Origin of the sequence: Streptomyces sp. CA-251247 (assembly GCF_050952975.1) — a bacterium.
GTDB lineage: Bacteria > Actinomycetota > Actinomycetes > Streptomycetales > Streptomycetaceae > Streptomyces > Streptomyces achmelvichensis.
On sequence record NZ_CP191861.1, the window covers coordinates 2643765 to 2662281 of the forward strand.

An 18517-nucleotide genomic window follows, 5' to 3' on the forward strand; every position below is an offset into this window, starting at 1 on the left:
GTTCCGTTCGCGGTTCGGCGCGCGGGGGTCCGCGGGGACGAATAGCGTGAGGGCCATCACGCCCTTCGACCGGGAGGCTGGGACCCCATGGCCGTACGACCGGAAGGCACGCCCTGCTGGGCGGACGCGATGTTCCTCGATCTGGAGGCCGCGAAGAGCTTCTATGCCGAGCTCCTCGGCTGGACCTTCGGCGAGGGCCAGGAGGAGTACGGCAACTACACCCAGGCCTACTCGGACGGGAAGGCGGTGGCCGCGCTCTCCCCGCAGATGCCGGGCATGGACAGCCCCGCGGCCTGGAACCTCTACTTCGCCACCCCGGACGCGGCCGCGACCGCCGCGAGGATCCGGGAGTACGGCGGCACCCTGATGATGGAGCCCATGGAGGTCGGCGGGTTCGGCACCATGGTGAGCGCCCAGGACCCGAGCGGAGTGTTCTTCAGCGCCTGGCAGGCGGCCGCCCATGAGGGCTTCGAGAAGACCGGGGAGCCCGGCGCCTATGCCTGGGTCGACGTCCACACCCGTGACGCGCGCAAGGCGGACTCCTTCTTCCCGTCCGTCTTTCCCTTCGAGGTCCAGCGCATGGACGTCGACGACGTGGACTTCCATCTCTGGAGCATCGGCGGTGATCCGGTGGCGGGGCGGCAGAAGACGGAGGAGGACGCGTCCGACGGACTGCCGCCGTTCGCGAACGTCTACTTCGCCGTGTCCGACTGCGACACGGCGGTGACCACCGCGGTCAAACTCGGCGGACGGCTGCTGAGCGAACCGATGGACAGCCCCTTCGGCCGCTCGGCGACGGTCGCGGACCCGCAGGGCGCGGTGTTCTCGGTCATCGACCTTCAGAACGCCAAGGGTGAGATGCCCACGTTCTCCTGACCGGACCGGCTCTGGCCGTCCGGCCGCCGTCACGCAGCGGCCGTCGCGCGAGGGTCATCAGTCCGTGTGGATGCGCGAGCCGGGACCCCGCCCCCGAGGTGGGGCCCCGGCTCGCGCATTCCCCCGGTACCTGCGGGAACCACTCTGCCCGGCCGGGGCCCGTCGCTCGTCATCCGCCGGCAGGAGTGGCCTCCTCCGTACGGAGGAGGGATCCGGCCGGTTCGAGAAGGTCGCGGTCCACCGCTTCGACGAGGCCGCCCACGGCGGCGGGCACCTGATGGAGAGCGGGCTCCAGGTCCGGGAGGGGCACGTCCTGGGCGGTGCCGTCCGGCGCCGCCGCTCCCCCGTCGTCGCTGACACTGCGCAGATCGGCGTCCGGCACGTCCTGGCGCGTCCGCCCTTCGGAGGTGTGCTGCTCGCCGTCCGCGGGCGAGGACGAACGGCCGCGCCCCGTGGGCCCGTTGACCTCCTGCGTGTTCGGGGCGTCGGCGCTCGGGCGCATCCTGGGCGTGCCGACGGCAACGTTGTCCGTCGCCCACTGCTGCGCCGCCGAACCGTCGCGGACCTTGACCACGACCGGTGCCCCCGCCTCGGCGGAGCTCGGGACGACCGCAAGCGACTCGTTCCAGCGGGGGACCACATGGCCCTGGATGGTCAGGTCGTACCGGACGTCGGACGCGTCGGGCGCCGAGGTCTCGGGACAGGAGCCGAGCACGAGCACACCGTCGAGCTCGTGGGAGTTCAGGCACAGTTCGAGGGCCGCACCGCTGCGCAGCAGGCCGTCGTTCTCGTAGACCCACTGCTGGGTGACCGAGGTGGTGCAGGCGGCCATCGTGGCCTCCGTGCCGAACTGTGCGCGGCGGTCGCGGATGTCGAGGCACAGCCCGGCCACGGTGTTGCGCAGCCGTGTGCTGAAGGGCCCGGTCGGGTGGGCGGCCGAGGTCGTCGACGGCTGCGGGCCGGGGGCGGTCGGGGCCTGGCCTCCCGGTGCGGGGGGCGCGGAGACGGAGCCGCTCGGGGCCGGCGGACCCGCGGTGCTGCCGTCGTCCGCCCACAGCTGGGTGACGAGGGTCGCGACGACGAGAAGACCGGCGACGACGCCGAGCCCGGTGAGGACGGCGCCCCGGCCGCGCTGCGGCAGGGTGATCCGGCGGCCCCGGAAGGTGAGGGGGAACAGGGTGCGGGCGTGTCCGCCGCGCGAGTGCCGGCCGGGGCCGCGTACCGGGCCGTGCACGGCGGCCGCCCGGGCCTGGTAGCGGGCGTTGTTCCGGGCGGGCCGGGAATCGAGATAGGGCTGGGCGGCCCAGCCGAGCAGTCCCTCGGCCAGCAGAAGGGCGATCCGGCCGCCGCCGTGGTCGAGCTGTTCGGCGGCGAATCGGCAGTGCCGGCATGTGGCCAGGTGCGCCTGGATGTCGGGTATCAGAGTGCCGCCGCGGCGCAGGGATACATCGAGCAGCCGGTTGTAGTGGCGGCATTCCTTGTCCTGCGCGAGTTCGAGATGGGACCGCAGGATGCCCACCCGGAAGATTTCCCGCGCCTGATCGAGCTGCCCGGCCGCGGTACGCGCATCTGTTGCCAGCAAACCAGCCGGTACGGATATGCCCTCGGCCTCCACCTCGACATGCCACAGGAGACATTGGGCGGGGCCGGGCATTGCCTGGAAAGACCTGGCGACCAGGGCCCGGTTTTCGGCCAGAGTGAACATGTCGACCGGGACGGTGCGGCCCGTCTCGGGATTCCGGAGTTCGGGCAGTGCGGTGACCCGCTCGTCGGCCGCCCACGCCTTGGCGGTCTGCCGTGCCGTGAGCAGCAGAAGGGGCCGCAGAGCGGCGGTCGTACGCGCGTGCCGCAGATTGTCGAGCACCTTGGTGAATGCCGCCGTGGCCAGCATGGACGCCGCTTTGGCCGACGGGGTGCCGATCGAGGTGTAGTCGAAGACGGGTTGCCAGTGCCTCGCGAGCAGCACGGCCACCGTGCGGGTCTCGGCATCGCCGTCGCCGGTACGCAGCGCGGACGCGAGGCCTTCGTCGGAGTCCCCGGGGTCGAGACCGGTGCGGGCAGGTGGGACGGGACCCTGAGTGCGGGGCTTCTGCATGAGACGTCTTTCCATCCAGGGCAATGCGGTGGGGGGTTGAGCAGTGCCGTCCCCGGCCCGTAATCGGCCGGGGATTCCGGTTGGTGAAAGGTGGTGCGCGCCTACTTGGTCTGTACCGCAGTCCATTCGAACGGTTGAACAAAAGTTGCCATGTTCGGACGTGAGGAAGCTCACCTTGGCACAACCGCCGGGCGCTGAACAAGAGTTCCCGAACCGCGGCCATTCAGGCCTCGACGGCAATGAAAAGAACTGCTCCGGTCTTGCGCGGAGTTGACTGCTTCCCCGACGACAAGAGTGCAGCGGTCCTCTCGTTCGAGCATCGAGTTGTCGAATACCGACAACACGTCGGCTTCCCGCCAACTGCCTTGGTACTACTGGCCGTTCGGGCGAACTCAAGGCGGTTGGGATGTGGCTCGGCAGATCGGAGAGGGTCACAAAGTGACGACGACTGCCGCGGCCGCCTTGACGCTTGTTCAAACGGAAGTGCCGTCCGCCGGCCCCGAGTTCGGCGGCCGCCCGGGGGTGATCTCCGCCACCGGGTCCGGGGCCCGAGAAGAAGTGACGAGAATGCGCAAATGGCTGCCTGTCGCGGTGATTTCCGGGGCCGTGCCGGGCCCCACGTTCCGGGGACGGCCGCCCGGCATTTCCGGGTGCACGGAATGCCGACCCGGACGGCGATGTCGCCCGATAGCCGACGCGGAGGGGACGCCCACCTCGGCGGCGTCGCTCCGGGCGACCTCGATCGAGACCGCGGCCGGGTCCCGGCCGTCGATGACGGGCCGCCCGGCCGATGGTGCGGAACTGCATGTGCGCCACATTGGGCAGCAGAACCCTGCACCCACAAGGCATGATCTCCCTTTTTCTGGCAAATGCCACCATTCCTGGAGGACGCCCCAAGGGCGGGGAGGCGTGACCGCCCCGGCCGTCCGAAGGTGCCCGGGGGCCGAGGCCTCGTTACGCTGCGTCAAGACGGCACATGTCCGACACGTCCGAAGGGGCGAGGCCGTGAGTACTGACGTGGTCACCCTGGAACGACCCATCGCCGCCCGGCCCGAGACGGTGTTCTCCTTCTTCACCGACCGGAACAAGTGGCTGCTCTGGATGGGCAAGGACGGCCGGTTCAGCTTCGAGCCGGGCGGTGCCTACCGGACGAACATCGCCGGCGACAACGTCGCCGAGGGCCGCTTCGTCGAGATCGACCCGCCCGAACGGCTCGTCTTCACCTGGGGCTGGACCGAGGGCTCACTGTCCATCCCACCCGGCTCCTCGACGGTCGACATCACGCTCGAACCGGTGCCCGAAGGCACCCTGCTCCGCCTGGTCCACAGCGGCCTGCCCACCCCCGAGGCATGCGTCGCGCACAAGGAGGGGTGGGCGCACTACGTGGACCGGCTCGCGACGCTGGCGGCGGGCGGGAATCCCGGTTCCGACAGCTGGCAGTGAGCTGCCCGGCAGGACGTGCGGACCCATGGGCGAGTGGTTCCACCCACACAGTCGCGACGGCCGAAGGCCCGGCACGCAGGTGCTGTGCCGGTCAGGGACGCTCGAAGAACTGCACCACGCCTCCGACGAAGAAGCACGCCGCTCCCGTGAGCGTTCCCCAGTTGGCGACGACGATGTTCACCACGCTTCCCGTCGAGGGATGCGTGAAGGCAGCCAGCGCCGACACCAGGAAGAGGACGGATCCGAACTGGTTGATGGCGACGATCCACCACCCGAGGTCCCGGGGACGGACGCCGAGCCGGCCATGGCAGACCTCGGCCAGGGCAAGGTGCCCCGAGATCAGGAACAGGATGCACCCGACCATGTCGGGGGCCCAGATCAGCCTGTTCACCTGGTGGACCGAGAGCCCTTGCAGCAGAGAGTTCAGCAGGTTGATATCGAACACGAGCGTTCCCACGAAGAGCAGGAAGGTGCTGAGCCAATCGATCCGCTGGGGCTCGTAGCTCCACCATGTCCAGCGCTGTGCGGCCAGCGCACCGGCCCGGCTGTCCCGGCGGGGAGCGTTGATCGCCTGGAGCAGTGAGGCGTAGCCGCCGGTGGTGAAGAACAGCCCGCCGACGAAGTAGACCCAGGCGCCCATCGCGTCGGCCGGGCCGAACTGGGCGATCCCCGCCCCGAGGGCGAAAAGGGCGCCACCGACGGTGAAAGCACCCGCGGCAAGGGCATTCAGCCTGCGCAAGCGGCCGACGGACACACGGTCCGCTCTTCTGGAACGGCCCTCCTGCTCGCCCGCGGCCCGTACGGTGAGCAGACCGCGCTTGCGTGCCGGACGCGATTCCCAGACCGCGGTGCCGCCGTCCAACAGGCGCCAGGTCAGGCGGGTGGTGAACGGCCCCGCACCCTCGACGTGCTCCTCGGTTCGGCTCACCCGCCGACCTTAGCCCCGTGATGGGGAAAGATCCTCTGGGATCGACCGGCAGGACAGCAGGTGAGAACGTTCCTGCACCTGCGGTGTTCGGTGGGGCGGGTGGGACTCGAACCCACGGCCGACGGATTATGAGTCCGCTGCTCTAACCGGCTGAGCTACCGCCCCTAACGGCGCGTCGCGCACAAATGTGCGCGCCGTCTGCCGCAGCATAGCCGCTCATACGATCTCCTGCCTCGGATGGTCGGCAACGCCCAATCATGAGGACTGTGCTGCGTGCTGCCCGGTTCCAGGAGCTGTCGATCAGCCGCCGGGGACACGAAAAAGGACCCCTCGAGGGGGTCCTGTTCCGGTATCTGCTCCCCCGGCTGGACTCGAACCAGCAACCCTCCGGTTAACAGCCGAATGCTCTGCCAATTGAGCTACAGGGGATCGCGCTCCCCCGACTGGACTCGAACCAGTAACCTGCCGGTTAACAGCCGGCTGCTCTGCCAATTGAGCTACAGGGGATTGCTGCGTGTGCACCGAACGTACCCAACCCGGGCGTCCCGGAGGGCGTGCGCTCGCTGCGACACATACATTAGCGCAAGCAGGGGGGTGCTCCGCCAATCGGTATGCCCCCGGGTGATCAGGGGCGATCACGGGTAGGCGCCCAGCACCGACGTAAGGGAAGGGTGGCAGACATGCGGTACAAGGTCACGTTCGTCGTCGGACTGGCTGTCGGCTATGTGATCGGCACACGTGCCGGCCGTGAGCGCTACGAGCAGCTGAAGAAGTCCATGCGCCAGCTGTCGCAGAACCCCGCCGTGCGCAACGCCGCGGAGTCAGCGGCGCTGGGCGGCCGCGAGGTGGCCGGCAAGGCCTTCCACGCGGTGAGCGACAAGGTCGGGGACCGGATGCCGGACTCGGTTTCCGAGCGGGTCAGGTCCCTGCGGGAGCGCAGCTCCGGCAGGGAGGACGAATGGGGAACGACCAACACGTGACGCCGCCGCTCCACATGTGCGGCAGAATCTTTCCCCATGGGGATAGTCGCCGGTCTGGACAGTTCGTCTGCATTCACCCGCATCGTCGTCTGTGACGCGGACACGGGTGCCGTGTTGCGGCAGGGCTATGCCCCGCACCCGGTGGAGCCCAAAGCCACCGAGGCCGATCCGCAGGCGTGGCTGCTCTCGCTCGGCGAGGCGGCGGCCGGTGGCCTGCTCGAAGGTGTGCAGGCCATCGGCGTCTCCGCGCAGCAGCACGGCATGGTCCCGCTGGACCGTCAGGGCGGACTCGTCCGGCCCGCGCTCCTCGGCAACGACAAGCGCGCGCAGGTCGCCGCGGCGGATCTGATCGACGCGCTCGGCGGACGGCAGCCCTGGGCCGAGGCGGTCGGCTCGGTGCCGCAGGCCGCTCACCCGGTGGCGAAGCTGCGCTGGATGGCGCGCTCCGAACCCGAGGCAGCCCAGCGGGTGGCCGCGGTGCTCCAGCCGCACGACTGGCTGGTGTGGCAGCTGCTCGGCCGGCCGGTCCGCCGGACCACCGACCGCGGTGGCGCCTCCGGCACCGGGTACTGGTCGGCGGGCACCGGTTCCTACCGTCCCGACCTGGTGGAGCTGGCTCTCGGCCATCAGTGCGCGCTCCCCGAGGTGCTCGGCCCGGCCGAAGCCGCGGGCACCACTCCCGAGGGTCTGCTGATCTCCGCCGGCACCGGCGAGACGATGGCCGCCGCCTTCGGTCTCGGCGTCGGCGTCGGCGACGCGGTGGTCTCGCTCGGGGCCTCCGGCTCCGTGATGGCCGTGCACCACGAGGCACTGGCCGACCCCAGCGGAATGATCACGTCGTACGCGGACGCGACCGGTATGCATCTGCCGGTGGTGCACACCTCCAACGCCGTGCGGGCGCTGCGCGGCACCGCCGAGCTGCTGGGGCTCGACGGCCTCGAGGAACTCTCCGCGCTGGCCATGAAGTCCACGCCCGGCTCCTCCGGGCTGGTCCTGCTGCCGTATCTGGAGGGCGAGCGGACCCCCCAACTGCCGCACACCGCGGGCACCCTGACCGGTCTGCGCCGGGAGTCGATGCGGCCCGAGCATCTGGCGCGGGCGTCCTTCGAGGGCATGCTCTGCTCGCTCGCCGACGCGATGGACGTCCTGCGTGCCCGCGGCGTCGAGGTGCGCCGGGTCTTTCTGCTGGGTGCGAGCGCCGGGCTGCCGGCCGTGCAGTCCGCGGCCCCCGGGATCTTCGGCGCCCAGGTGGTCGTGCCGCAGCCCGCCGACTACGCGGCGCTCGGCGCGGCACGGCAGGCGGCCTGGGCGCTCGGGGCCTCGCAGGGGATGCTGTCCCCCGCGTCCCCGCCGGTCTGGCAGGACGCCGCGGCGCAGCTCTTCGAGCCGGGCGACGACCTGGCGGTGGGTCAGGCGGTGCGCCAGCAGTACAGCGCGACGCGGGAGCAGTTGCACCCCGGAGCCTTCGGCCCGACATCTTGACCCTGCTTTGAATCAAACCCGTGGGGTTCGGGGGGTGGAGTGCCGCAAGATGGGGTGACCCCCGATCTTGCCGAGCCCGAGAGACAGCGCGTGCTGATACGACTGCTGCGGACCCATCTGAGTCCGTACACACGACCCATCGCCCTGCTGGTGGCGCTGCAGTTGCTGCAGACCAGCGCCACTCTGTATCTGCCCACCCTCAACGCCGACATCATCGACAACGGTGTCGTGAAGGGTGACACGGGCTACATTCTGCGGCTCGGCGCACTCATGATCGGCATCAGCCTCGTGCAGGTCGTCTGCAACATCGGTGCCGTCTACTACGGGGCCCGGACCGCTTCCGCCCTCGGACGGGACGTGCGGGCGGCCGTCTTCGACCGGGTGCAGAGCTTCTCCGCCCGCGAGGTGGGGCGCTTCGGGGCACCGTCGCTGATCACACGGACGACCAACGACGTCCAGCAGGTGCAGATGCTGGTCCTGATGGCGTTCACCCTGATGGTGTCGGCTCCCATCATGTGCGTCGGCGGCATCGTGCTGGCGCTCGGCCAGGACGTGACCCTGTCCACGGTGCTGCTGGCGGTGGTGCCGGTGCTCGGTATCGCCGTGTCGCTGATCGTCAAGAAGATGCGGCCGCTGTTCCGCACCATGCAGGAGCGGCTGGACACGGTGAACCGGGTGCTGCGGGAGCAGATCACCGGCAACCGCGTGATCCGCGCCTTCGTCCGGGACGGCTACGAGAAGGACCGCTTCCGCGGGGCGAACACGGAGCTGACCGATGTGTCGCTGGCCACCGGCCGGCTGATGGCCTTGATGTTCCCGACCGTCCTGACGGTCGTGAACGTCTCGTCCGTCGCCGTGGTCTGGTTCGGTGCGCACCGCGTCGACAGCGGCGCCATCCAGATCGGCGCGCTGACCGCGTTCCTCGCATATCTCATGCAGATCGTGATGGCCGTGATGATGGCCACCTTCATGTTCATGATGGTGCCGCGCGCCGAGGTCTGTGCCGAGCGGATCGACGAGGTCCTGGCGACGGAGTCGAGTGTGGTGCCGCCCACCGCGCCGGTGCGGCAGCTGCACCGGCGGGGGTATCTGGAGGTACGCGGCGCCGAGTTCCGCTACCCCGGGGCCGAGGAGCCGGTGCTGCGTGATGTCTCGCTGTCGGCGCGGCCGGGCGAGACGACCGCGATCATCGGCTCCACCGGCAGTGGGAAGTCGACGCTGCTCGGGCTGGTGCCGCGGCTGTTCGACGCGACCGGCGGCGAGGTGCTCGTCGACGGGGTGGACGTCCGCGAACTCGAACCGGCACTGATGGCCCGGACCGTGGGACTCGTACCGCAGAAGCCGTTCCTCTTCTCCGGCACGGTGGCGACGAACCTGCGGTACGGAAAGCCCGACGCCGGCGACGAGGACCTGTGGCAGGCACTGGAGGTCGCGCAGGCCGCCGACTTCGTGCGCGAACTGGAGGGCGGGCTCGACGCACCGATCGCGCAGGGCGGCACGAACGTCTCCGGCGGTCAGCGCCAGCGGCTCGCGATCGCCCGGACGCTGGTGCAGCGCCCGGAGATCTATCTGTTCGACGACTCGTTCTCGGCGCTGGACTACGCGACCGACGCGGCGCTGCGCTCCGCGCTGTCGCTCGAGACCTCGGAGGCGACGGTCGTCATCGTCGCCCAGCGGGTGTCCACCATCCGTGACGCGGACCGGATCGTGGTCCTGGACGAGGGGCAGGTCGTGGGGGCGGGGACCCACCGCGAGCTGATGGCAGGAAACGAGACCTACCGGGAGATCGTGCTCTCGCAGCTGACGGAGGCTGAAGCCGCATGAGCGGGCCGGGTGGACGCATGATGATGGGCCCGGTCGAGCGGTCCATGAACTTCAAGGGCTCGGGAAAGCGGCTGCTGAAGCGACTCGCGCCCGATCGGAAGCTGCTGTGGGTGATGCTCGCGGCGGGTGTGCTGAGCGTCGCGTTCTCGGTGGTCGGGCCGCTGGTGCTGGGCCGGGCGACCGACCTCGTCTTCGCGGGTGTCGTCGGCCGGGGCATGCCGGAGGGGACCACCAAGTCCCAGGCGATCGACGGTCTGCGGGACAAGGACCAGGGCGGGCTCGCGGACATGCTGTCCGGGGTGGACTTCACCCCCGGTGAGGGCATCGACTTCACCGCTGTCGGTCATGTGCTGCTGGTGGCGCTCGCGCTGTACGTGATCTCCGGGCTGCTGGCCCTGGTCTCCACCCGGCTCTCGATCCGGGTGATCAACCGGGCCGTGTACCGGATGCGTGAGGACGTCCAGGCCAAGCTGTCCCGGCTGCCGCTGTCGTACTTCGACCGGGCCAAGCGCGGCGAGGTGCTGAGCCGGGCCACCAATGACATCGACAACATCTCGCAGACCCTTCAGCAGTCGATGGGCCAGCTCGTCAACTCGCTGCTGACCATCGTCGGTGTGCTGGCGATGATGTTCTGGATCTCGCCGCTGCTGGCGCTGGTCGCCCTCGTGACCGTCCCGGTGTCGGTGTTCGTGGCGACGAAGGTGGGCAAGCGGTCGCAGCCGCACTTCGTGCAGCAGTGGAAGTCCACCGGCACGCTCAACGCCCACATCGAGGAGATGTACACCGGCCACGCACTGGTGAAGGTCTTCGGACGGCAGGAGGAGTCGGCCAGGGACTTCGCCGAGCAGAACGACGCCCTGTACGAGGCCGGCTTCAAGGCGCAGTTCAACAGCGGTGTGATGCAGCCGCTGATGTTCTTCGTCTCGAACCTCAACTATGTGCTCGTGGCGGTCGTCGGCGGACTGCGGGTCGCGTCCGGCGCCCTGTCGATCGGTGATGTGCAGGCCTTCATCCAGTACTCCCGGCAGTTCTCGATGCCGCTGACCCAGGTCGCCTCCATGGCGAACCTGATCCAGTCGGGTGTCGCGTCCGCCGAGCGGATCTTCGAGTTGCTGGACGCCGAGGAGCAGGAGGCCGACGCACCGTCCGCCGGACGCCCGGAGCCGCGCCTCGGCCGGGTCGCCCTGGAGAAGGTCGCCTTCCGCTACGACCCGGACAAGCCGCTCATCGAGGATCTGTCGCTGACGGTGGAGCCGGGCCACACGGTCGCGATCGTCGGCCCGACCGGCGCCGGCAAGACCACACTGGTCAATCTGCTGATGCGGTTCTACGAGGTGACGGCGGGGCGGATCAGCCTCGACGGCGTCGACATAGCGGACATGTCGCGGGAGGAACTGCGGTCCGGTATCGGCATGGTGCTCCAGGACACCTGGCTGTTCGGCGGCACCATCGCGGACAACATCGCCTACGGCGCCGCCCGGGACGTGACGCGGACGGAGATCGAGGAGGCCGCGCGCGCCGCGCACGCCGACCGCTTCATCCGTACGCTGCCCGAGGGCTACGACACGGTGCTCGGCGACGACGGGGCCGAGGGCGCGGGTGTGAGCGCGGGCGAGAAGCAGCTGATCACCATCGCGCGGGCGTTCCTGTCCGACCCGGTGATCCTGGTGCTCGACGAGGCGACGAGTTCGGTCGACACCCGTACGGAGGTCCTGATCCAGAAGGCGATGGCGCGCCTCGCCCACGGCCGTACGAGCTTTGTGATCGCCCACCGGCTCTCCACCATCAGGGACGCGGACGTGATCCTGGTGATGGAGAACGGGTCGATCGTCGAACAGGGCACGCACGACGGCCTGTTGGCGGCAGAGGGCGCCTATGCGCGGCTGTATTCGGCGCAGTTCGCGCAGGCGGTCGTCGAGGTGGAGTGAGAGCGGGAGCCCCGCGGCTGCCCGGAGGTCCGGGGTGTCAGTCCAGGTAGCCGCGGAGCTGGTCGGCGAAGGCGTGGTCGCGCAGTTTGTTGAGGGTCTTGGACTCGATCTGGCGGATGCGTTCGCGGGTCACGCCGAAGATCCGGCCGATCTCCTCGAGCGTGCGCGGCCGGCCGTCGACCAGGCCGTACCTCAGCTGCACGACCTTGCGTTCGCGCTCACCGAGGGTGGAGAGCACCGCTTCGAGGTGTTCGCGCAGCAGCAGGAACGCGGCGGACTCCACGGGGGACGCGGCGTCGCCGTCCTCGATGAGGTCGCCGAGGGCGACGTCGTCCTCCTCCCCCACCGGCGCGTGCAGCGAGACCGGTTCCTGGGCGAGCCGCAGCACCTCGCCGACCCGCTCGGGCGCCAGGTCGAGCTGGGCGGCGACCTCTTCGGCGGTGGGTTCGTAGCCGCGCTCCTGGAGCATCCGGCGCTGGACCCGCACGACACGGTTGATCAGTTCGACGACATGCACCGGGACGCGGATGGTGCGGGCCTGGTCGGCCAGCGCGCGGGACATGGCCTGCCGGATCCACCAGGTCGCGTACGTCGAGAACTTGTAGCCGCGGGCGTAGTCGAACTTCTCGACCGCCCTGATCAGGCCGAGGTTTCCCTCCTGGACCAGGTCGAGCATGGTCAGCCCGCGGCCGACGTAGCGCTTGGCGACCGAGACGACGAGCCGCAGATTCGCCTCGATCAGCCGGCGCTTGGCCATCCGGCCCATCACGACCAGTTTGTCGAGGTCGACGGCGAGCTGGGAGTCGTCGATGTCGGGGGTGCCCGCGAGCCGCTCCTCGGCGAACAGGCCCGCTTCGACCCGCCGCGCGAGCTCCACCTCCTCGACCGCCGTGAGCAGCGGGATCCTGCCGATCTCCCGCAGATACTGGCGGAACAGGTCGGAGGACGGCCCGCCGGAGTCTGCTCGGGCGGCGCGGACGGGTTCGGGCGGGTCGGGTACTTCCACTGCGTCCTCGACGACGGTCTCCGTGACCGTTTCGGGAACGGCCTCGGGATGGTGTGCGGGCAGGCTCTGGGCGGGGACCTGCGCGGAGACGTCGGCGGCAGCCTCGGTCTCGGTCAGGGTCTGGGTCTGCACGGGGGCGACCTCCAGGGTGATCGCTGCCGGATCGGGGGCGTACGGCAGCGGGACGGGGGCGGCCGGGCCGCTTTCCGTCCCGTACACGTTGAGCGGATCCGCGGGGTCGTGCGGCCCACTCGGTGTGGACCGGCCGCGCTCCGAGGACTCAGGCACCGCCCCCAGTGTGGGGTACGACACACAGCTGCCACGAGGGGCGTGCGACGACTTTTTGAGTCCCGTGCGTGACCGGGCGGTTACGGGGACGGCGTCCGAGGGCTTGCGCCGGCCGGTCCGCGGCAGGCCCTGGGGCCACGGCCTAGAGGGCGTCGGCGCCGCGGTTGCGCAAGGAGCGGGCGTACTGCTGCAGGACCCAGAGTTCGTTCGCCACGGCGGTGTGCTGCTCGGGGTCGGCGTGCTGGCCGAGGCGCGCGAGCGTGCCCTGCACCTCGCTGATGCGGCGGTCCACGGCGCGCAGCCGGACCGAGACGAGCTGGACCCCCGCATACGTCTCGTCGACGATCTTCGAGTGCACGGCCTCGACGGCCAGTTCGGTGACCAGCGCACGCACCGTGTCGTTGGCGGCGGCGTCGCGGACGCGGGCGATATAGCCGGAATTGTCCTGCGTGCCCTGGTCCGCGCCGCCCGCCTCGGCGATGGTCTGGCGGACCGCCGCGTACGGAGGAGCGGTGAACTCGTCCACGCCGTACGCGTCGAACGCCGGGGACACCAGGCCCGGGTGCTGGAGCGCCAGCTTGAGCAGTTCCCGCTCGGTGCGGTGGGCCGGGCTGCGGAGGTTGAGCGCCGGCCCGGACGGGACCGCGGGGGCCTGGGGCTCCTGCTGCCGGGCGGAGGGGCGCGTGGGGGCCGGGCCGCGGCCGCCGCGGTCACGGGCCCAACGGGCCAGCTGGGCCACGCGCTTGACGACGAACTGGGTGTCGAGAATGCCGACGATGCCGGCGAGCTGCACGGCCGACTCGTGCTGGATCGCGACGTTCTTGATGCCCGCGACGATCGGCGCGGCCTCGTCGAGCGCGGCGGCGCGGCCGGCCGGGGTCTCCAGGTTGTGGCGCAGCACGACCTGGCGGATCGCGAACTCGAAGAGCGGGGTGCGGGTCTCGACCAGCTTCTGCACCGCGTCGTCGCCCTGCGCGAGCCGCAGCTCGCAGGGGTCCATCCCGCCCGGGGTGATCGCGATCGACGTCTCGGCGGCGAACTTCTGGTCGTCCTCGAAGGCGCGCAGCGCGGCCTTCTGACCTGCCGCGTCCCCGTCGAAGGTGAAGATCACCTCGGCGGTGGCATTGTCCATCAGCAGCCGGCGCAGGATCTTGATGTGGTCGCCGCCGAACGCCGTGCCACAGGTCGCGATCGCGGTGGTCACACCCGCGAGATGGCAGGCCATCACATCGGTGTAGCCCTCGACGACGACCGCGCGGCTGGCCTTGGCGATCTCCTTCTTGGCCAGATCGATGCCGTACAGCACCTGGGACTTCTTGTAGATCCCCGTCTCGGGGGTGTTGAGGTACTTCGGGCCGTTGTCGCTCTCGTACAGCTTGCGGGCGCCGAAGCCCACGACGTCGCCGGAGATCTCGCGGATGGGCCACATCAGCCGGCCGCGGAAGCGGTCGATGGGGCCGCGGCGGCCGTCCTGGGAGAGGCCGGAGAGGATCAGCTCCTTGTCGCTGAAGCCCTTGCCGCGCAGAAAGCGGGTGAGGTGGTCCCAGCCCTGCGGGCTGTAGCCGACGCCGAAGTGCTGGGCGGCGCCCTGGTCGAAGCCGCGTTCGGCGAGGAAGGCACGGCCGGTCTCCGCCTCGGGGCTGTTCTCCAGCTGCTCGATGTAGAACTGCGCCGCGATCTTGTGCGCCTCCACCAGCCGGATCCGCTCGCCCCGCTGGTGGCTCGGGTTGTACCCGCCCTCCTCGTAGCGCAGGGTGATGCCCGCCGTCGCGGCGAGCCGCTCGACCGTCTCCGAGAAGGTGAGATGGTCGATCTTCATCACGAAGGCGATGGTGTCGCCGCCCTCCTGGCAGCCGAAGCAGTGGAACAGGCCCTTGCTCGGGCTGACCTGGAAGGAGGGGGACTTCTCGTCGTGGAAGGGGCAGAGGCCCTTGAGATTGCCGCCGCCCGCATTGCGCAGCTGGAGGTACTCGGACACGACGGCGTCGATCGGGACGGCGTCCCGCACCGCCTTCACGTCGTCATCGTTGATCCTGCCTGCCACGCGTGAAGTCTACGGTGGCGTGGTGACACTCCTGCCTGCTCCCGTCATCCCGTGAGCGTGGTGAGGGGGACGCCCGGGTCGCCGAGGGCGTCCGGGTCCACCTGGACACCGGAGCGGATGAGGTCCTGGACGGGTCCGGTGACGTCCCACACATTGACGTTCATCCCGGCGAGCACCCGGCGGTCCTTCAGCCAGAAGGCGATGAACTGCCGTTTGCCGGCGTCCCCGCGCAGCACCACCTGGTCGTAGCTGCCGGCCGGTGCCCAGCCCGAGTACTCCAGGCCCAGGTCGTACTGGTCGGAGAAGAAGTAGGGGATGCGGTCGTAGCTCACGTCCTGGCCGAGCATGGAGCGCGCGGCCGCCGGGCCGCCGTTCAGGGCGTTCGCCCAGTGCTCGACCCGCAGCCGGGAGCCGAGCAGCGGGTGATGCGCGGCGGCGACGTCGCCCGCGGCGTAGATGTCCGGATCGGAGGTGCGCAGCTGCGCGTCGACCGCGATGCCGCCGCCGTGTGCCCGGTCGGCGAGGGCGAGGCCGGCGGCTTCGGCGAGGGCGGCGCGCGGCGCGGCGCCGATCGCGGCGAGCACGTCGTGGGCCGGGTGCTCCTCGCCGTCGTCGGTGCGGGCCGCGAGGACGACACCGTCCTGTCCGGTGATCTCGGTGAGGCGGGCGCCGAAGTGGAAGCGGACGCCGTGCTCCTTGTGCAGTTCGGCGAAGACCTGGCCGAGTTCGGGGCCGATGACCTGGTGCAGCGGGGTGGGCTCGGGTTCGACGACGGTGACCTCGGCGCCGTAGCCGCGGGCCGCGGCGGCGACCTCCAGGCCGATCCAGCCGGCGCCCGCGATGACCAGATGGCCGTTGTCGCGGCCGAGTGCGGCGAGGACCCGGCGCAGCCGGTCGGCGTGGGCGAGGCGGCGCAGATGGTGGACGCCGGCGAGCCCGGTGCCGGGGATGTCGAGCCGGCGCGGCTCGGAGCCGGTGGCCAGCAGCAGCTTGTCGTAGTGGAGGACGGTGCCGTCGCCCAGCCGGACCGACTTGGTCTCCCGGTCGACGGCGACGACGGTCTGGCCGAGATGCAGCTCCACATCGGCCTGCGCGTACCAGCCGGGCTCGTGGACGAAGACGCTGTCGCGCTCCTCCTTGCCGGAGAGAAAGCCCTTGGAGAGCGGCGGACGCTCGTAGGGGTGGTCGCGCTCGTCACCGATGAGGATCACGCGTCCGGTGAAACCCTCCGCACGGAGGGTCTCGGCGGCCTTGGCCCCGGCCAGACCACCACCGACGATGACGAACGTCCGATGTGCGTCGACCACTTGATGCCTCCCTTTTGCTTGTACGCTGCGCAGCCTTCAGCGAGCGTCCCGCACGCAGCGTGATGGCGGAAGAGGGGGTGACCTTCGGGCGTGTCATCCCGGACATCCCGCGCGGGCCGCTCCGGCCGCTCAGCGGCGGGCCGTGAGCTGCGCGTGCAGACTGCGGGCGGTCGCGTCGGTGAGTGACGCGAGCTGGTCGACGACGACCCGGGCGCGGGCCCGGTCGTCGCCGGCCGCGGCGAACAGGGCGCGGAACTGCGGGTCGAGGGTGTCGGGTGCACGGGCGGTGAGGGCCTCGGCCAGTTCGGCGAGCACGATGCGCTGGTCGGCGCGGAGCGTCTCCTGTTCGGCGCGCTGCATCACATAGCGGTCGGCGACCGCCTTGAGAACGGCGCACTCGTTGCGTGCCTCGCGGGGGACGACGAGTTCGGCGGCGTAGCGGGTGAGCCGGCCGGTGCCGTACGCCTGGCGGGTCGCGCCCTCGGCCGCGAGGGCGAAACGGCCGATGAGCTGGCTGGTGGCGTCCTTGAGGCGGGCCTGCGCGACGGCCGAACCGTCGTAGTGGTGCGGCCACCATTCCTGTTCGAGGAGGCGGTCCAGGGCCTCGGCGAGCTCCTCGGGGTCGGTGTCGGAGGGCACGTACCGGCCGATGGCCACCTGCCAGATGTCGCTGCGCTCCGGTTCGGCGAGCAGGAGGCCGGGGTCGAGGTGTCCGGCGTGCAGTCCGTCCTCGAAGTCGTGCACCGAGTAGGCGACGTCGTCGGCCCAGTCCATGACCTGGGCCTCGAAGCACTTGCGGTGGTCCGGCGCTCCTTCGCGGACCCACTCGAAGACGGGCAGGTCGTCCTCGTACACACCGAACTTGACCGAGGCGGGGTCGGTGGGGTGACCGCCGCGCGGCCAGGGGTACTTGGTGGCGGCGTCCAGCGTGGCGCGCGTGAGGTTCAGACCGACGCTGACGACACCGCCGCCGTCGGTGGGGACGAACCTCTTGGGCTCGATACGGGTCAGCAGACGCAGCGACTGGGCGTTGCCCTCGAACCCGCCGCAGTCCTTGGCGAACGTGTTGAGCGCCTGCTCGCCGTTGTGCCCGAAGGGCGGATGGCCCATGTCGTGGGCGAGGCAGGCGGCCTCGACGAGGTCGGGGTCGCAGCCGAGTGCGGCGCCCAGCTCGCGGCCGACCTGGGCGCACTCCAGCGAGTGGGTGAGCCGGGTGCGCGGGCTGGCGTCCCACGCCTGGTTGCGGGTGCCCGGGGTGACGACCTGGGTCTTGCCGGCGAGACGGCGCAGCGCGGAGGAGTGCAGCACACGCGCGCGGTCGCGCTGGAACGCGGTGCGCCCCGGACGCTTGTCGGGCTCGGGCGCCCAGCGCGCGGAGGCCGCGTCGTCGTAGCCGTCGTCGTGGAGGCCGTTTCCGTCGTACGTGCCGGGCCCGGGCGGAGTGGTGCTGGTGGTGCCTGCCATGCACCGAAGGTAACCGGAGCGGCCGGGCGACGGTCGACCCGGTGGTCTACGCGGAGGCGAGTTCGCGCCGCTGAGCTGCGTACGGGACCGTCAGCGCGTCGTCGTAGCGCTGGAGCAGCAGCCGGGCGAGCGCGGGGTGCGCGCCGAGCGGGGCGGCGGCGATCCAGGGTGTGGCGGCGGCGCTGCGGGCGGCGAACAGGCCGGGGGCCGCGAAGTAGGAGGCGACGGCGATGCGGTGCCGGCCGCGGGCGGTGAGCGCGCGGACGGCCGCCGGGACCGTGGGGGACGCGGCCGAGGCGTACGCGGCGACGACCGGCACTCCGCCGAGGCGCTCGCTGAGCATCGCCGCCGTGGTGCGGGCGTCGGCCGCCGAGTCGGGGTCGCGGGAGCCGGCGGCCGCCAGGACGACACCGGCGCTGCGGCCGGCGCCGTCGCCCGGCCGCCAGCCGGCGTCGGCGAGCCGGGAGCAGAGCGCCTCCACCAGCAGGGGGTGCGGGCCGAGCGGGGCGGCGATGCGGATGTCCGCACCGGGGACGGCGGCCGCCGCCTGCGGCAGGTCGTGCTTGATGTGGTACCCGCGGCCGAGCAGCAGCGGTACGAGGACGGCCGCGCCGTCCCGGGCGTGCGGTGCGGGGGCGAGACCGGCGAGGGTGTCGTCGAGCAGCGGCTGGTTCAGCTCGATGTGGCCGAGCCGTACGTCGAGGCCGGGGCGCAGTTCGCGGACGCGGTCGAGGAGCTCGATGACGGTGTGGAGGGCACGGGGCTCGCGGCTGCCGTGGGCGACGGCGACGAGGGTGGGCCGTTCGTTCGGAGGCATGGGCTGCGGGTTCCGTTCAGTCGCACATGGCTGAG

Annotated in this window: 13 protein-coding genes and 3 tRNA genes; 6 read left to right on the forward strand and 10 right to left on the reverse strand. The window is 70.8% G+C overall.

Going from position 1 to position 18517, the window contains the following annotated elements; genetic code table 11:
• The first annotated feature begins 87 nt into the window (after positions 1-87).
• The gene (locus ACQPWZ_RS11610; RefSeq protein WP_433571285.1) at positions 88-876 is read left to right on the forward strand and encodes a VOC family protein; all 789 of its coding nucleotides are present in this window, start codon (positions 88-90) and stop codon (positions 874-876) included.
• Between the two features lie 169 nt (positions 877-1045).
• On the opposite strand, the gene ACQPWZ_RS11615 is transcribed toward ACQPWZ_RS11610, so the two are convergent.
• Positions 1046-2971 carry an RICIN domain-containing protein gene (locus ACQPWZ_RS11615; protein WP_433571286.1) on the reverse strand — a complete coding sequence of 642 codons (1926 nt, stop codon included), beginning with the start codon at positions 2969-2971 and terminating at the stop codon, positions 1046-1048.
• A gap of 1005 nt (positions 2972-3976) precedes the next feature.
• Between ACQPWZ_RS11615 and ACQPWZ_RS11620 the strand changes: the two genes are divergently transcribed.
• Positions 3977-4414, forward strand: coding sequence for an SRPBCC family protein (locus ACQPWZ_RS11620; RefSeq protein ID WP_356705913.1), 438 nt, complete (start codon positions 3977-3979; stop codon positions 4412-4414).
• 91 nt (positions 4415-4505) lie between these two features.
• On the opposite strand, the gene ACQPWZ_RS11625 is transcribed toward ACQPWZ_RS11620, so the two are convergent.
• The 4 genes from ACQPWZ_RS11625 to ACQPWZ_RS11640 form a co-directional block, all read right to left on the reverse strand.
• A complete protein-coding gene (locus ACQPWZ_RS11625; protein ID WP_433571287.1) occupies positions 4506-5342 on the reverse strand; it encodes a hypothetical protein in 837 nt (278 codons plus the stop codon).
• Between the two features lie 91 nt (positions 5343-5433).
• Positions 5434-5507 (reverse strand) — tRNA-Ile (locus ACQPWZ_RS11630).
• Between the two features lie 191 nt (positions 5508-5698).
• A tRNA-Asn gene (locus ACQPWZ_RS11635) sits at positions 5699-5771 on the reverse strand.
• Between the two features lie 5 nt (positions 5772-5776).
• Positions 5777-5849 (reverse strand) — tRNA-Asn (locus ACQPWZ_RS11640).
• 173 nt (positions 5850-6022) lie between these two features.
• Between ACQPWZ_RS11640 and ACQPWZ_RS11645 the strand changes: the two genes are divergently transcribed.
• The 4 genes from ACQPWZ_RS11645 to ACQPWZ_RS11660 all read left to right on the forward strand — a co-directional run bounded on the left by ACQPWZ_RS11645 (position 6023) and on the right by ACQPWZ_RS11660 (position 11556).
• Positions 6023-6322, forward strand: coding sequence for a YtxH domain-containing protein (locus ACQPWZ_RS11645; RefSeq protein ID WP_327684383.1), 300 nt, complete (start codon positions 6023-6025; stop codon positions 6320-6322).
• Between the two features lie 36 nt (positions 6323-6358).
• Complete coding sequence (locus ACQPWZ_RS11650; protein WP_340472982.1) at positions 6359-7804, forward strand: FGGY family carbohydrate kinase; 1446 nt, start codon at positions 6359-6361, stop codon at positions 7802-7804.
• A 90-nt stretch (positions 7805-7894) separates the two neighbouring features.
• Complete coding sequence (locus tag ACQPWZ_RS11655; RefSeq protein WP_340477832.1) at positions 7895-9628, forward strand: ABC transporter ATP-binding protein; 1734 nt, start codon at positions 7895-7897, stop codon at positions 9626-9628.
• A complete protein-coding gene (locus ACQPWZ_RS11660) occupies positions 9625-11556 on the forward strand; it encodes an ABC transporter ATP-binding protein (RefSeq protein WP_340472983.1) in 1932 nt (643 codons plus the stop codon). The genes ACQPWZ_RS11655 and ACQPWZ_RS11660 overlap by 4 nt, the downstream gene beginning before the upstream one ends.
• Before the next feature lie 37 nt (positions 11557-11593).
• On the opposite strand, the gene ACQPWZ_RS11665 is transcribed toward ACQPWZ_RS11660, so the two are convergent.
• The 5 genes from ACQPWZ_RS11665 to ACQPWZ_RS11685 form a co-directional block, all read right to left on the reverse strand.
• Complete coding sequence (locus tag ACQPWZ_RS11665) at positions 11594-12850, reverse strand: RNA polymerase sigma factor (RefSeq protein WP_383234332.1); 1257 nt, start codon at positions 12848-12850, stop codon at positions 11594-11596.
• Positions 12851-12992: 142 nt separating this feature from the next.
• Entirely contained in the window at positions 12993-14894 is a 1902-nt protein-coding gene (dnaG, locus tag ACQPWZ_RS11670) for a DNA primase (protein ID WP_433571288.1), read from the reverse strand.
• A 44-nt stretch (positions 14895-14938) separates the two neighbouring features.
• On the reverse strand, positions 14939-16201 hold the full coding sequence (locus ACQPWZ_RS11675) for an NAD(P)/FAD-dependent oxidoreductase (protein WP_405569499.1): 1263 nt from the start codon (positions 16199-16201) through the stop codon (positions 14939-14941).
• Positions 16202-16330: 129 nt separating this feature from the next.
• Positions 16331-17665: a deoxyguanosinetriphosphate triphosphohydrolase gene (locus tag ACQPWZ_RS11680; protein ID WP_356701616.1), complete on the reverse strand. Its 1335-nt coding sequence runs from the start codon at positions 17663-17665 to the stop codon at positions 16331-16333.
• A gap of 46 nt (positions 17666-17711) precedes the next feature.
• A complete protein-coding gene (locus tag ACQPWZ_RS11685; protein WP_433571289.1) occupies positions 17712-18482 on the reverse strand; it encodes a sirohydrochlorin chelatase in 771 nt (256 codons plus the stop codon).
• Positions 18483-18517: the final 35 nt, after the last annotated feature.

Bases quoted from the DNA above. Each gene is read 5' to 3' on its own strand.
- ACQPWZ_RS11610 (WP_433571285.1), top strand. From the start codon at position 88: ATGGCCGTACGACCGGAAGGCACGCCCTGCTGGGCGGACGCGATGTTC.
- ACQPWZ_RS11615 (WP_433571286.1), bottom strand. From the start codon at position 2,971: ATGCAGAAGCCCCGCACTCAGGGTCCCGTCCCACCTGCCCGCACCGGT.
- ACQPWZ_RS11645 (WP_327684383.1), top strand. From the start codon at position 6,023: ATGCGGTACAAGGTCACGTTCGTCGTCGGACTGGCTGTCGGCTATGTG.
- ACQPWZ_RS11650 (WP_340472982.1), top strand. From the start codon at position 6,359: ATGGGGATAGTCGCCGGTCTGGACAGTTCGTCTGCATTCACCCGCATC.
- ACQPWZ_RS11660 (WP_340472983.1), top strand. From the start codon at position 9,625: ATGAGCGGGCCGGGTGGACGCATGATGATGGGCCCGGTCGAGCGGTCC.
- ACQPWZ_RS11680 (WP_356701616.1), bottom strand. From the start codon at position 17,665: ATGGCAGGCACCACCAGCACCACTCCGCCCGGGCCCGGCACGTACGAC.
- ACQPWZ_RS11685 (WP_433571289.1), bottom strand. From the start codon at position 18,482: ATGCCTCCGAACGAACGGCCCACCCTCGTCGCCGTCGCCCACGGCAGC.